Origin of the sequence: Phenylobacterium zucineum HLK1, assembly GCF_000017265.1 — a bacterium.
Classification (GTDB): Bacteria; Pseudomonadota; Alphaproteobacteria; order Caulobacterales; family Caulobacteraceae; genus Phenylobacterium; species Phenylobacterium zucineum.
This window is the reverse complement of the sequence record NC_011144.1, coordinates 1,408,959-1,422,456: the sequence shown is the minus strand read 5'-3', so window position 1 is coordinate 1,422,456 and position 13,498 is coordinate 1,408,959. Positions and strand designations below refer to the sequence as shown.

Genomic DNA, 13,498 nt, shown 5'->3' with positions numbered 1-13,498 from the left:
CTTACTTCCTCTTGGCCTTCTTGTCGGCGGCGTGGCCGGGGAAGAAGCGCGTGGGGGCGAACTCGCCCAGCTTCATGCCGACCATGTCTTCCGAGATCAGCACCGGCACGTGCTTGTGGCCGTTGTGCACGCCGAACGTCAGGCCCACGAACTGGGGCATGATGGTCGAGCGGCGCGACCAGGTCTTGATCACGTCCTTCCGGCCCGAGGACTGCGCGGCCTCGGCCTTCTTGAGCAGGTACCCGTCGACGAACGGGCCTTTCCAGACGGAGCGGGTCATCGGTTAGCGAGCCTTCCGAGCGTGGCGCGAGCGGATGATGAACTTGTCCGTCGCCTTGTTCTTGCGGGTCTTGCGGCCCTTCGTGGGCTTGCCCCACGGGGTGACCGGGTGACGGCCGCCCGAGGTGCGGCCTTCGCCGCCGCCGTGCGGGTGGTCGATCGGGTTCATGGCGACGCCGCGGACGTGCGGGCGACGGCCCTTGTGACGCGAGCGGCCGGCCTTGCCGAGGCTCTCGTTCATGTGGTCGGGGTTCGACACCGCGCCCACGGTGGCCATGCAGCCGTCCTGCACCATGCGCAGCTCGCCCGAGTTCAGGCGGATCTGCGCGTAGCCGGCGTCACGGCCGACGAGCTGGGCGTAGGTCCCGGCCGAACGGGCGATCTGCCCGCCCTTCAGGGGCTTCAGCTCGACGTTGTGGATGATCGTGCCGATCGGCATGCCGCGCAGCGGCATGGCGTTGCCCGGCTTCACGTCCGCCTTCTCGGCGGCGATCACCTGGTCGCCGACCTTCAGGCGCTGCGGGGCCAGGATGTAGGCCAGCTCGCCGTCCTCGTACTTCACCAGGGCGATGAAGGCCGAACGGTTCGGGTCGTACTCCAGGCGCTCGACCGTAGCGGGCACGTCGAACTTGCGCCGCTTGAAGTCGATCACGCGGTACAGGCGCTTGGCGCCGCCGCCGCGGAAGCGGACCGAGATGCGGCCGTTGCCGCCGCGGCCGCCCGACTTGGTCAGGCCTTCGACGAGCGACTTCTCGGGCCGGCCCTTGTGGAGCTCGGACTTGTCCACCAGCACCAGCTGGCGGCGACCCGGCGACGTCGGATTGAACTGCTTCAGAGCCATCGGATCAGAGCCCCGTGGTGATGTCGATCGACTGGCCTTCGGCCAGGGTCACGATCGCTTTCTTGACGTCGGAACGGCGCCCGACGATGCCGCGGAAGCGCTTGGTCTTGCCCTTCACGTTGATCGTGTTGACCTTCGTGACGTTGACCTTGAACAGCGCCTCGACCGCAGCGGCGATCTCGTCCTTCGTCGCGTCGCCGGCGACACGGAAGACGACCTTGTTCTGCTCGGAGAGCAGCGTGGCCTTTTCCGTGATGATCGGCGACAGGATCGTGTCGTAGTGGCGGACGGTGGGCTCGACGGCCATCACGCGGCCTCCTCAGGCTGGAAACGCGCCTGGATCGCGGCCACCGCGTCCTTGGTCAGGACGAGGGTGCGGCGGCGCAGCACGTCGTAGACGTTCAGGCCGGCGTTCGGCAGCACGTCCACGTTCGGGATGTTCCGGGCGGCGAGCTTCAGGTTGTTGTCGACCTGGGCGCCGGCGATCACCAGCGCGTTGGTCACGCCGATCTTCTCGAAGCTGGCGCGCAGGGCGGCCGTCTTGGCCTCCGTCAGCGTCGCGGAGTCGAGCACGATCAGCGAGCCGTCCTTGGCCTTCGAGGACAGCGCGTGCCGCAGGGCGAGCGCGCGGACCTTCTTGGGCAGGTCGAAGGCGTGGCTGCGGACCACGGGACCGTGGGCCTTGGCGCCGCCGACGAACTGGGCCGCACGGCGCGAGCCGTGACGGGCGCCGCCGGTGCCCTTCTGCTTGTACATCTTCTTGCCCGTACGAGAGACCTCGTTGCGGACCTGGATCTTGTGCGTGCCGGCGCGGCGCTTGGCGAGCTGCCAGGTGACGCAGCGCTGCAGGATGTCGGCGCGGATCTCTTCGATGCCGAAGATGTCGTCGGGGAGCTCGATCGAGCCGCCCTTCCCGCCGTCCAGCTTGATGACGTCGAGTTTCATTAGGCTTGATCCCCAGCTTCAGTCGCCTCGGCGGCCGGCGCTTCGGTCACGGCGGGTTCTTCGGCCGGCGCGGCCTCGTCGGCGGCGGCCTCGACCGGGGTCGGGGCGCCGGCGCCGCGGAACGCGCCAGGCTTCGGCGCATCGGCCGGCAGCGCAGCCTTCACCGCGTCGCGGATCTTCACGAACGTGCCTTCGGTCCCGGGGACGGCGCCCTTGACCAGGATGAGGCCGCGCTCGGCGTCGACGCGCCAGACGGTGAGGTTGAGGGTGGTGACGGTTTCCTGGCCGTAGTGGCCGGCCATCTTCTTGCCCGGGAACGTGCGGCCCGGATCCTGGCGCTGACCGGTCGAACCGTGCGAGCGGTGCGACACGGACACGCCGTGGGTGGCGCGCAGGCCGCCGAAGTTCCAGCGCTTCATGGCGCCGGCGAAGCCCTTACCCACCGTCGTGCCGGTGATGTCGACCTTCTGGCCGGGCACGAAATGGTCGGCCGTGAGCTCGGCGCCCACGTCGATGAGGTTGTCTTCCGAGACCTTGAACTCGACGAGCTTGGCCTTGGGCTCGACCTGGCCTTTGGCGAAGTGGCCGCGCAGGCCCTTCGAGGTGTTCTTCGGCTTCTTGGAGCCCGCACCCAACTGGAGGGCCACGTAGCCGTCCTTGTCCTTGGTGCGGTGGGCGACGACCTGGCAGCCTTCGAGGCTGAGGACCGTCACGGGCACATGGACGCCCGCTTCGTCGAAGAAGCGCGCCATGCCCAGCTTCTTGGCGATCACGCCGGTACGCATCGGACCGATCCCCTTAGAGCTTGATCTCGACGTCCACGCCGGCGGACAGGTCGAGCTTCATGAGCGCGTCCACGGTCTGCGGGGTGGGGTCGACGATGTCGAGCACGCGCTTGTGCGTGCGGATTTCGAACTGCTCGCGCGACTTCTTGTCGATGTGCGGCGAACGGTTGACGGTGAATTTCTCGATGCGCGTCGGCAGCGGGATAGGCCCGCGCACGGTCGCGCCAGTCCGCTTGGCGGTGTTCACGATCTCGCGGGTGGAATGATCCAGCACGCGGTGATCGAAGGCTTTGAGCCGAATGCGGATGTTCTGACGATCCATATCGCTCTTACATTTCCCTACAGACGGCGGCCCGCCCGCGTGATCTCGACCATTTCAAAGACCAGCCCGAACCCTCGAGAGGGCCCGTACGCGAAAGTCCGCACAAACGACTTAGGCCCACGCGAAACCCCGCGAGGGCCTTTTCCCGAAACGCTTAGATTAAAGCACTCTCAGGTCGTTCCGCGAACCGCGTCTGCGCCTCAAATCGCTTCGAAGCACACAGCCGGTCCAACAGGAGGCGCGGTAATACCCATCCGACTCGGTCCCGTCAAGGGCGCTGGAGGGCTCCGACCGCCGCATTCGACGGCCGGATCGACGGTCGCACCGGGCGGCGACGGGCGGTCAGCCGACCGTGACCGCGCCCGAGCCCATGATGGTCTTGGAGACCTCGCCCTTCACCTCGCGGACGCGCACGTCGCCCGAGCCGGCGATCTTGGCCTTCACGCTCTCGGCCTGCCCCCGGAAATCCACATCGCCCGAGCCGGCGACCGAGACCGTCATGGCCGTGGCGCGGCCGGCGGCCACGGTGACGTCGCCCGAGCCGGCGATCGCCACCTCCAGCGGGCCTGAGATCGAGCGGACCGCCACGTTGCCCGATCCGGCGATGTTCACGTCCAGGCCGCCGCGGATGTCCGCCGTGGCCACGTCGCCCGAGCCGGCCACCCGGATCACGGCCGAGCCCGCGGAGCCGGTCCGGGTGTCGCCCGAGCCCGCCTGGCGGATCTTCAGCTCCCGCTCGACGTTGGCGACGGTCCAGTCGCCGCAGCCGGCGTTGGAGAGGTTCACGCTGACCGAGCGGCCGACCGAGCCGAACACCGCCCCGCCCGCCTGAACGCGCACGTCCCGCGGCGTGCGGACCACGACCTGCGGCATTTCGCGCCAGGCGATGTCCCCTACCCCGCGCACGTCGACGCTCTGTGTCTCGCCGGAGCCGCGGCAGTTGCGGATCTTGCGGTCGAGGTCGCCGTCCACGATCGTCCGGTCGCCCAGCGTGCGGACCTCCAGCGGCAGGCGCGCGTTCGGCGCGACGATCTCGACGCGGACGTCGCTGCGGTCCTCCGGGATCACCGTCACCCGGGCCACCGCGTCCTTGATCTCGACCGACGCGGCGTGGGCCGCCCCGCCGGCGGTGAGGGCGGCCGCGGCCGCCAGAAAAGCCATCGAAAGGCGCATCGCCTTCTCCCCAGTCCTTGATGGGGGAAGGCTAGTCCCGGGCAGCGGGGCGTACAGCTTAAATCGAGGTCATGACTCCGATGTCATGGCGCAAAAGAAAAGGCCGCCGGGTCATCCCGGCGGCCTTTCCGTAGTCGTTACGCTGTGAGCGCGTGGCTTACTTGATGATCTTGGCCACGACGCCGGCGCCGACGGTCCGGCCGCCTTCGCGGATCGCGAAGCGCAGGCCCTGGTCCATGGCGATCGGCGTGATCAGCTCGACGAGCAGCTCGGCGTTGTCGCCGGGCATGATCATCTCCACGCCTTCCTTCAGCTTGATGATCCCCGTCACGTCCGTCGTGCGGAAGTAGAACTGCGGACGGTAGTTCGTGAAGAACGGGGTGTGACGGCCGCCCTCTTCCTTCGTCAGGATGTAGGCCTCGGCCATGAACTCGGTGTGCGGCGTGATCGAGCCCGGCTTGCACAGCACCTGGCCGCGCTCCACGTCCTCGCGCTTCGTGCCGCGCAGCAGCACGCCCACGTTGTCGCCCGCCTGGCCCTGGTCCAGCAGCTTGCGGAACATCTCGACACCCGTGCAGGTCGTCTTCTGCACTTCGCGGATGCCGACGATCTCCACTTCGTCGCCGACCTTGACGATCCCCTTCTCGATCCGGCCCGTCACCACCGTGCCGCGGCCCGAGATCGAAAAGACGTCTTCCACCGGCATCAGGAACGGCTGGTCGATCGGACGCTCCGGCTGCGGGATGTAGCTGTCCACCGCCGCCATCAGCTCCAGGATCCGCTCCTCGCCGATCTGCGGGTCACGGCCCTCGACCGCCGCCAGCGCCGAGCCCTTCACGATCGGGATGTCGTCGCCCGGGAACTGGTACGACGAAAGCAGCTCGCGCACTTCCATCTCCACCAGGTCCAGCAGCTCGGCGTCGTCGACCATGTCGACCTTGTTCATGAACACCACCAGCGCCGGCACGCCCACCTGACGCGCCAGCAGGATGTGCTCGCGGGTCTGCGGCATCGGACCGTCCGCAGCGCTCACCACCAGGATCGCGCCGTCCATCTGCGCCGCGCCCGTGATCATGTTCTTCACGTAGTCGGCGTGGCCAGGGCAGTCCACGTGCGCGTAGTGACGGTTCGCCGTCTCGTATTCCACGTGCGCCGTGTTGATCGTGATCCCGCGCGCCTTCTCTTCCGGAGCCGCGTCGATGTCGGCGTAGTTCTTCGCCGTCGCACCACCAGACTTCGCCAGCGTGATCGTGATCGCCGCCGTCAGCGTCGTCTTGCCGTGGTCAACGTGACCAATCGTGCCGATGTTGCAGTGCGGCTTCGTGCGTTCAAACTTCTCTTTGGCCATTTCAAGCTCCAGCCCTGTCCGGGCTTGTCCTCTCAGCTAGGGTTGGAAATCAGGCGTACTTCTTGATGACTTCTTCGGCGACGACCTGCGGCACCGTCTCGTAGTGGCTGAACAGCATCGTGAACTGCGCGCGGCCCTGCGACATGCCGCGCAGGTTGTTCACGTAGCCGAACATGTTCGCCAGCGGCACGAAGGCGTTGATCACCGTCGCGTTGCCGCGCATGTCCTGGCCCTGGATCTGGCCGCGGCGGCCGTTCAGGTCGCCGATGACCGAGCCCAGGTACTCCTCGGGCGTCACGACCTCGACGGCCATGATCGGCTCGAGCAGCTTCGGCCCGCCCTTTTCGCGCAGCTCCTTGAAGGCCGCGCGGCTGGCGATTTCGAAGGCCAGGACCGAGGAGTCCACGTCGTGGAACGCGCCGTCGACCAGGGTCGCCTTGAAGTCGATGACCGGGAAGCCGGCCAGCAGGCCGTTTTCCTTGGCCGACTCCAGGCCCTTCTGGACGCCGGGGACGTATTCCTTCGGCACCGCGCCGCCGACGATCGCGCTTTCGAACACGAAGCCCGAGCCCGGCTCGCCCGGCTCGAACACCAGCTTCACGCGGGCGAACTGGCCCGTGCCGCCGGTCTGCTTCTTGTGCGTGTAGTCGATCTCGGTCCGCTTGCTGATGCTCTCGCGGTAGGCCACCTGCGGCGCGCCGATGTTGGCCTCGACCTTGTAGGTGCGCTTCAGGATGTCGATCTTGATGTCGAGGTGCAGCTCGCCCATGCCCTTCAGGATCGTCTGGCCCGACTCGTGGTCGGTCGAGACGGTGAAGGACGGGTCCTCGGCGGCCAGCTTCGACAGGGCGACGCCCAGCTTCTCCTGGTCGGCCTTGGACTTCGGCTCGACGGCGATCTCGATCACCGGCTCGGGGAACTCCATGCGCTCCAGGATGACCGGCGACTTGTTCGGATCGCACAGGGTGTCGCCCGTGCGGGTCTCCTTCAGGCCGGCCAGGGCGACGATGTCGCCGGCGTAGGCTTCCTTGATGTCCTCGCGGTTGTTCGAGTGCATCAGCAGCATGCGGCCGACCCGCTCGCGCTTGTCGCGCGTCGAGTTCATCAGCCCCATGCCGGTCTCGAGCTTGCCCGAGTAGATGCGGCAGAACGTCAGCGAGCCCACGAAGGGGTCGTCCATGATCTTGAACGCCAGGACCGACAGCGGCTCGTCGTCGGAGGCCCGCCGCTCGACTTCCTCTTCGGTCCGGAAGTCGATGCCCTTGGTCGGCGGGATGTCCACCGGCGAGGGCAGGTAGTCGACCACGGCGTCCAGCAGCGGCTGCACGCCCTTGTTCTTGAACGCCGAGCCGCAGAGGATCGGGTAGAAGGCGCCCGTCAGCACGGCCTTACGGATGCACTTCTTGATCACCTCTTCCGAGGGCTCTTCGCCCGAGAGGTAGGCTTCCATGGCCTCGTCGTCGAGCTCGACGGCGTTCTCGATCATGTAGTTGCGGGCGGCCTCGGCCTTTTCCTTCAGGTCGGCCGGGATCTCCTCGTCCTGGAACTTGGCGCCCAGGGCGTCGGTGTCCCACACCACCGCCTTCATGCGGACCAGGTCGATGATGCCGCGCAGGGCGGACTCGGCGCCGATCGGCAGCTGGATCGGCACGGCCTTGGCGCCCAGGCGGTCGCGGATGCTCTCGACCGACTTGTCGAAGTCGGCGCCCAGCTTGTCCATCTTGTTGACGAAGACGATCCGCGGAACCTTGTACTTGTCGGCTTGGCGCCAGACGGTCTCGGTCTGCGGCTCGACGCCGGCGTTGCCGTCCAGCACCGTCACGGCGCCGTCGAGCACGCGCAGGCTGCGCTCCACCTCGATGGTGAAGTCCACGTGGCCGGGCGTGTCGATGATGTTGAGGCGCTTGCCGTTCCAGAAGGCGGTCGTCGCGGCGGACGTGATCGTGATGCCGCGCTCCTGCTCCTGCTCCATCCAGTCCATGGTGGCCGCGCCGTCATGGACTTCGCCGATCTTGTGGCTCTTGCCGGTGTAGAAGAGGATCCGCTCGGTCGTCGTCGTCTTGCCCGCGTCGATGTGGGCCATGATGCCGAAGTTGCGGTAGTCTTCGATTTTATGCGTGCGGGGCATAGCGGATGCTCTGCGAAAAGGGGTCTGTTCGGGGAGGCTGAACGAACGGCGCGGGCGGTTTATCTCAAACCGCCCGCGCCGGGAAGCTCACTATGTGGGCGCTTACCAGCGGTAGTGCGAGAAGGCCCGGTTGGCTTCGGCCATCTTATGGGTGTCTTCCCGCTTCTTGACCGCCGAACCGCGGTTCGAAGAGGCGTCCAGCAGCTCGCCGGCCAGCTTCTCGGTCATGGTGTTCTCGCCGCGCGAGCGGGCGGCGTTCACCAGCCAGCGGATGGCCAGGGCGCGACGGCGCTCGGGACGGACTTCGACCGGCACCTGGTAGGTCGCGCCGCCGACCCGGCGGGAGCGGACCTCGATGGCCGGGGCCACGTTGTCCAGGGCCGCATGGAAGGTCTCCAGCGGGCCCATGTCCTTGCGGCGGGCCTCCAGGATGTCGAAGGCGCCGTAGACGATGTTCTCGGCCACGGCCTTCTTACCTTCGTACATCACGTAGTTCATGAACTTGGTGACGACGAGGTCCCCGAACTTCGGATCCGGGAGGACTTCACGTTTGTCTGCGCGACGGCGACGGGACATCTCTTAAATCCTTACTTCGGACGCTTGGCGCCGTAGAGCGAACGGCGCTGCTTGCGGTCCTTGACCCCTTGCGTGTCCAGCACGCCGCGCAGGATGTGGTAGCGCACGCCGGGAAGGTCCTTCACGCGGCCGCCACGGATCAGGACCACCGAGTGCTCCTGCAGGTTGTGGCCTTCGCCGGGGATGTAGCACACCGCTTCGATGCCGGTGGTCAGGCGCACCTTGGCGACCTTACGCAGAGCCGAGTTCGGCTTCTTCGGGGTCGTCGTGTACACCCGGGTGCAGACGCCGCGGCGCTGCGGGCAGCCCTTCAGGGCCGGGACCTTGTTCCGCGCGGGCTTCGTCTGACGAGGCTTGCGGATGAGCTGATTGACTGTCGGCATCTATTCTCGCTTGGGAGGCGTGTGCCGTTTGGCCGGGGCGCCTCGGTTGGGGTCCTTGGGTTCATAGATCCGGGGCCTGTCCGTTGAACGCAAAAACTCGCCGGGACGCCTTGCCAGCGTTCCGGCGGTAGCGGTTCATCCGGACTGGGAGCGACTCCCGGCCTCGAAAGAGCGCGCTACATAGTCGTAAGAGGGGCTCGCGTCAACGCGACTCCGCCGGCGGGACGTGCCATGAATTCGCCGCGGCGAACGCCCTAACCTTACGGCGAAGCTTGAGCACGACCTGGAGCGCCATGCGGCCGGCTGGACGGGGCCGAACCTTAGTCATCGTGGCGATCTCCGTCGTCGCGCACGCCGCGGTCCTCGCGGCGCTGGCCCTGCATGTGCCCAAGCTCTTCGTCCCCCCGGTCCGCTCGGGCCCGCCGCAGCCGATCATCCCGGTGCTGCTGACCCCCCGCACGCCGCCCCCCGAGGCCGGCGGCCCGCCGCGCCCGATCCGTCTGCACCGGCGCCAGCCGCGCGTGCCGCTCGACCGTCTCCCGGTGGCCCCGCTGGTCGCCCCCGAGGCCGAGCCCGAGCCCGACGCCGAGCGCGACCGCCGCGCGCCGCGCGTCGTGACGGTCGATCCGGTGGCGCAGAACGCGCGCCAGACGCTGCGGGGGCTGATCGGGTGCGCGAACCCCTCCCTGCTCAGCCGTGAGGAACGCGAGAAGTGCCAGGAGCAGCTGGCCCGCGGCGCCCGCGAGGCCGAGTTCCCGGGCCTGGGTCTGGACGCCGACGACGCCTCGGACCTGGGGCGCGCCGCCGCCCGCCGCGAGGCCGGCTACCGCTACAAGCGCAGCGAGGAATCCCGCCCGCGCGAACCCGGCTCGCAGGTCGACTGGGACGTCCGCCGCAGCCCGCCCGCCGGGGCCTCGCACATGAAGGGCATGGGCGGCTCGGCCCACGACGCCAGCGGCGCCGCGGGCCGGTCCAGGAACTGACTACGCCCCGGGACTGATCAGGCCGCCACGCGGTCCTTCATCTCCAGCGGCGCCTCCAGCACGGCCCAGTCGATCAGGCCGTCGTGCTGCAGGTTCTCGAACTCGAGCACGCCCAGCTCCTCGAACTTCGGCCGGATGGCCTCGGTGAGCAGACCCACGCGCTTCAGGTTCGGGATCATCCGCTCGAACAGGAACTTGCGGAACGCCTGTCCGCCCTGGGTCTTGGCGTTGATCTCCAGGGCCTCCTCGCGGGTGAAGCCGAACTCCTCGGCCACGTTGGTCGAGATCAGCCGGTTCTTCATCACCACGCAGGCCTCGTAGGCGAACTGCGCCCGCTCCTCGATCTCGGCCTGCGGCAGGGCGCGGATCCAGTCCTCGAGGTAGTTCACGCCGAAGGCCACGTGCCGCCCCTCGTCCCGCATCACGAGGCCGACGACCTGCTTCAGCAGCGGATCGGGCGTCGTCTCGTGGATGGTCTGGAAGGCGGCCAGAGCCAGGCCCTCGATCAGGATCTGCATCCCGATGAACTTCAGGTCCCAGCGCTCGTCGGTCAGCACCTTGTCCAGCAGGAACTTCAGGTTCGGGTTGATCGGATAGATCATGTGGCACCGCTCCATCAGGTAGCGGTGGAACACCTCCACGTGGCGCGCCTCGTCGAAGGTCTGGGAGGCGGCGTAGAGCTTGGCGTCGTGGGTGGGGGCGCAGCTGACGAGCTGCGAGGCCACCATCAGCGCCCCCTGCTCCCCGTGCAGGAACTGCGACAGCGTCTGGGCCGTCGTGCGGCGCATGAAGTCCGCCTTCTGCTCGGGGCTCAGAGCCTTCCACTTCGGATGGTCGGCGAAACCCTCGGGCTCGGGCGGCGCGCCCTCGGGCGCCGGCATCTGCAGGCCCCAGTCGACGTCCAGCTCGGAGTTCCAGTTGAAGCGCTTGCCCAGCTCGTACAGCCGGCGGATCCGCGCGTTCGCGGCCTCGTAGTCCCAGTTGTAGGACCCGGTCAGCGGCGTCCTGAAGATCTCGCGGATCACCTCGACGTCGTGGTCGGTGAGGCGGTGGGCCAGATCGTCCTCGTCGAAGTACTGGACCTCGGTCGGCGGACCCTTGACGACTTGAACCTGCAGCATTGGGCGACTCCCTCTTGGCGCGGCCTCTGCCGGGCCTATCGGGAGCCGACTATAAAAATGACGCCGGCGTCATCTTTGATCCAGATCAACTTCGGGAGCGGACGGCGCCCGCTCCCGCCCCCGGAATGGCCATGGCCAGGCTGGAGTCAGTCGAAGATGTCGAAGATGTCGAACCGCTTCTTCTTCTTGTAGTGGTACTTGTCGTCGTACCGGTAGCGGCCGTGCTCGCGGTCGTAGGGGTGGCGCTTCTTCCACTCGTCGGGGTCACGGTGGAAATCGGAGACCTCGCGGTCGAACCGCTGGCGGTCCTCCGCCTGGGCGGTCTGCTCCTGCCGCGTGCCTTCGAGCAGCTTCTCCAGCTCTCCGCGATCCAGCCAGACGCCGCGGCACGTCGGGCAGATGTCGATCTCCACGCCCCCGCGGTTCACGTTCTGCATCGACGTATTGTCGTTGGGGCAAAGCAGCAGCGGCACAGGCGTCCTCCTTGTGTGGCCTCCTGATCTAGGGACGCCTGCGGCCAAGCCAACCCCCCGCCCTCACGATCCGGCCTTCACGACACCGGCAGATGCCTGGCCAGGAACGCCTCCAGCGCCTCGAGCGTGCGGGTGCGGTTCGACGAGCGGGTCAGGTAGTGGTTCTCGCCTTCCAGGATCACCAGCTCGTGCGGCTTTCCGGCGGCCTTCAGGGCCTCGGCCATGCGCAGCGACTGGGCCGGCGCCACCACGGTGTCCTTGTCGCCGTGGATCAGCAGGACCGGCGCCTGGACCGCCGCCGCATGCTGCGCCGGCGAGGTGTCCGCCAGCTTCTGCGGGCTCGCCGCGCCGATCATGACCCGCAGCTCCTCCAGTCCCGCCGAGGCGCGGCCGTAGGCGCGGCCCTGCTCGAGCAGGAGCTGGCCCAGATCGGCGATGCCGGCGATGGAGGCGGCGCAGCGGTAGGCGCCCGGATAGAGGGCGGCCCCGGCCAGCGCGGAGTAGCCGCCGAAGGACGCGCCGACGATGCAGGCGCGGGCCGCGTCCACTTCGCCCTGGGCGGCCAGGGCGGCGACGCCGTCCAGCAGGTCGGTCTGCATCTTGCCGCCCCACTCGCCCTCGCCGGCCTCCTCGAAGGCGTCGCCGAAGCCCCACGAGCCGCGGAACTGCGGCTGCAGGACCGCATAGCCGCGGCTCGCCAGGAACTGGACGAGGTATTCGAACTCGTACTCGTCGCGGGCCCGCGGCCCGCCGTGCGGCAGCACCACCAGCGGCGGCTTGCGTCCGGCCGTCGCGGCGGCGGGCGGAAGGGTCAGGTAGGCCGGGATCTCGAGGCCGTCGCGGGCCTTGTAGGTGATCCAGCGGGTGGCTCCGAGCTGCGCGCCGGCCAGCTCCGGGTACTCGTCGCCGAGCGGCGAAACCTCCTTGCGCGCGGTGTCGAACAGGTACCACACGCCCGGCGCGCCGGGGCCGCTGACCCGGGCGACGAACCGCGTCCGGTCCTTCGACCAACTCCTGAGGTCCACGCGCCTGTCCTTGAACACCTTGGCGAGGGTGGCGTGCGCGGCGCCGACCTGGGGATCGGTCCAGGCGACCACCGGCTTCTCGGCCCCGGCGGTGACGCCCACCACAGCCCCGCGGTGCTCGTCCCAGATCAGCTCGGGATTGTTCGGCAGGACGTCGGGGCCGAACGGCTCGACCGCTCCGTCCGAGAGCCGCCGCTTCACCAGCCGGCCGCCCTCGGCCATGATCAGGGCGTCGTCCGGCGCCGAATAGCCGTAGTAGGCGCGGCGGCTGGCGAAGTCCTCGCCCTTCCAGACCTGGCTGTACTGCGAGCGGCCCTGCGCCCGGCCGCGGATCGAGAAGGCGTGGGTGAGCTCGTCGATGTCCAGGCGGACCCGCGCGGCGCCCGAGGGATCCACCTCCCAGGACGTGGTGTCGTAGGTCCCCCGCTCGACGATCGAGCCCCGGCCGGTGGCCGGATCCACGCTCCACAGCGCCAGGACGAAGTCGCTCTCCACGCCCTTGCGGGCCAGGCGGGTGTTGGCCCCCGAGCTCGCGCCCCCCGACTCCATCAGGCCGGTCATCAGCACCCGCGGCTTGCCGCCTTCCGTGGTCACGCCGAGGATCGGCTGCGAGAGGAGAAGGTTGTTCGCGCCGCTGTCGAGCAGGCGCGACACCGCCTTGCCCTCCGGCGTCACCGCCACCGTCCGCTCGAAACGGTAGGCGACGCGGGCGCCGACCTGCTCCCAGTAGGCCAGGCGGGCCAGCACGTAGTCGTCGCCGGCCCAGCGCACGCCGACGGCCTCGACCTCGCCCAGCCGCAGCTGCGGCAGGTTCGGCTGGTCCAGCGTCGCGATGGAAAGCACCCGCTCGTCGTTGTGCCCGCCGAGGACGGCGACCCGCGCGCCGTCGGGCGAGATCGCCGCCTGCACCACGGCCGGTATCCGGCCGAACGCCGAAGCGGGCGGCGGCGCGGCGGCCCCCTGCCCGGCAGCCGCCAGCACGACCGCGGCCGCCGAGGCCGCCAGAACCCTACGCATGTGAACTCCCCCGAAGACTGAACCGCCCACGGCCAAGCTAGTTGAACCGGCGACGAGCGCAACCTCAGGGCGCGAGCACGAAAACGGCCCGGGATCGCT

General features: G+C 68.6%; 15 protein-coding genes. 1 reads left to right on the top strand and 14 read right to left on the bottom strand.

The annotated features are described in order from the left end of the window. Position 1 precedes the first annotated feature (1 nt). The 11 genes from rpsS to rpsL form a co-directional block, all read right to left on the bottom strand. Entirely contained in the window at positions 2-280 is a 279-nt protein-coding gene (gene rpsS, locus PHZ_RS06830; RefSeq protein ID WP_012521792.1) for a 30S ribosomal protein S19, read from the bottom strand. Between the two features lie 3 nt (positions 281-283). Further along, complete coding sequence (gene rplB / locus PHZ_RS06825) at positions 284-1,120, bottom strand: 50S ribosomal protein L2 (protein WP_012521791.1); 837 nt, start codon at positions 1,118-1,120, stop codon at positions 284-286. 4 nt (positions 1,121-1,124) lie between these two features. Further along, the gene (locus tag PHZ_RS06820) at positions 1,125-1,427 is read right to left on the bottom strand and encodes a 50S ribosomal protein L23 (RefSeq protein ID WP_012521790.1); all 303 of its coding nucleotides are present in this window, start codon (positions 1,425-1,427) and stop codon (positions 1,125-1,127) included. Beyond that, on the bottom strand, positions 1,427-2,065 hold the full coding sequence (gene rplD / locus PHZ_RS06815; RefSeq protein WP_012521789.1) for a 50S ribosomal protein L4: 639 nt from the start codon (positions 2,063-2,065) through the stop codon (positions 1,427-1,429). Before rplD ends, PHZ_RS06820 begins: the two co-directional genes overlap by 1 nt. Next, the gene (gene rplC, locus PHZ_RS06810; protein ID WP_012521788.1) at positions 2,065-2,850 is read right to left on the bottom strand and encodes a 50S ribosomal protein L3; all 786 of its coding nucleotides are present in this window, start codon (positions 2,848-2,850) and stop codon (positions 2,065-2,067) included. The genes rplD and rplC overlap by 1 nt, the downstream gene beginning before the upstream one ends. Positions 2,851-2,863: 13 nt before the next feature. Continuing rightward, a complete protein-coding gene (gene rpsJ, locus PHZ_RS06805) occupies positions 2,864-3,172 on the bottom strand; it encodes a 30S ribosomal protein S10 (RefSeq protein ID WP_012521787.1) in 309 nt (102 codons plus the stop codon). Between the two features lie 342 nt (positions 3,173-3,514). After that, a complete protein-coding gene (locus tag PHZ_RS06800; protein WP_012521786.1) occupies positions 3,515-4,345 on the bottom strand; it encodes a GIN domain-containing protein in 831 nt (276 codons plus the stop codon). 157 nt (positions 4,346-4,502) lie between these two features. After that, complete coding sequence (tuf, locus tag PHZ_RS06795) at positions 4,503-5,693, bottom strand: elongation factor Tu (protein WP_012521769.1); 1,191 nt, start codon at positions 5,691-5,693, stop codon at positions 4,503-4,505. Between the two features lie 49 nt (positions 5,694-5,742). Next, positions 5,743-7,821, bottom strand: coding sequence for an elongation factor G (fusA, locus tag PHZ_RS06790; protein ID WP_012521785.1), 2,079 nt, complete (start codon positions 7,819-7,821; stop codon positions 5,743-5,745). A gap of 102 nt (positions 7,822-7,923) precedes the next feature. Next, complete coding sequence (rpsG, locus tag PHZ_RS06785; RefSeq protein WP_012521784.1) at positions 7,924-8,397, bottom strand: 30S ribosomal protein S7; 474 nt, start codon at positions 8,395-8,397, stop codon at positions 7,924-7,926. Positions 8,398-8,408: 11 nt separating this feature from the next. Further along, positions 8,409-8,780, bottom strand: a complete 372-nt coding sequence (gene rpsL, locus PHZ_RS06780) for a 30S ribosomal protein S12 (RefSeq protein WP_012521783.1) — start codon at positions 8,778-8,780, stop codon at positions 8,409-8,411. Between the two features lie 329 nt (positions 8,781-9,109). On the opposite strand from rpsL, the gene PHZ_RS06775 reads away from it, so the two are divergent. Next, positions 9,110-9,763 (top strand): hypothetical protein, encoded by a 654-nt coding sequence (locus PHZ_RS06775; protein ID WP_041373301.1) that lies wholly within the window; start codon positions 9,110-9,112, stop codon positions 9,761-9,763. Between the two features lie 17 nt (positions 9,764-9,780). On the opposite strand, the gene PHZ_RS06770 is transcribed toward PHZ_RS06775, so the two are convergent. The 3 genes from PHZ_RS06770 to PHZ_RS21560 all read right to left on the bottom strand — a co-directional run bounded on the left by PHZ_RS06770 (position 9,781) and on the right by PHZ_RS21560 (position 13,399). Next, complete coding sequence (locus PHZ_RS06770; RefSeq protein WP_012521781.1) at positions 9,781-10,884, bottom strand: ferritin-like domain-containing protein; 1,104 nt, start codon at positions 10,882-10,884, stop codon at positions 9,781-9,783. A gap of 146 nt (positions 10,885-11,030) precedes the next feature. Then, entirely contained in the window at positions 11,031-11,357 is a 327-nt protein-coding gene (locus tag PHZ_RS06765) for a TFIIB-type zinc ribbon-containing protein (RefSeq protein WP_012521780.1), read from the bottom strand. Between the two features lie 77 nt (positions 11,358-11,434). Then, positions 11,435-13,399 carry a S9 family peptidase gene (locus PHZ_RS21560; RefSeq protein ID WP_012521779.1) on the bottom strand — a complete coding sequence of 655 codons (1,965 nt, stop codon included), beginning with the start codon at positions 13,397-13,399 and terminating at the stop codon, positions 11,435-11,437. Positions 13,400-13,498 lie beyond the last annotated feature (99 nt).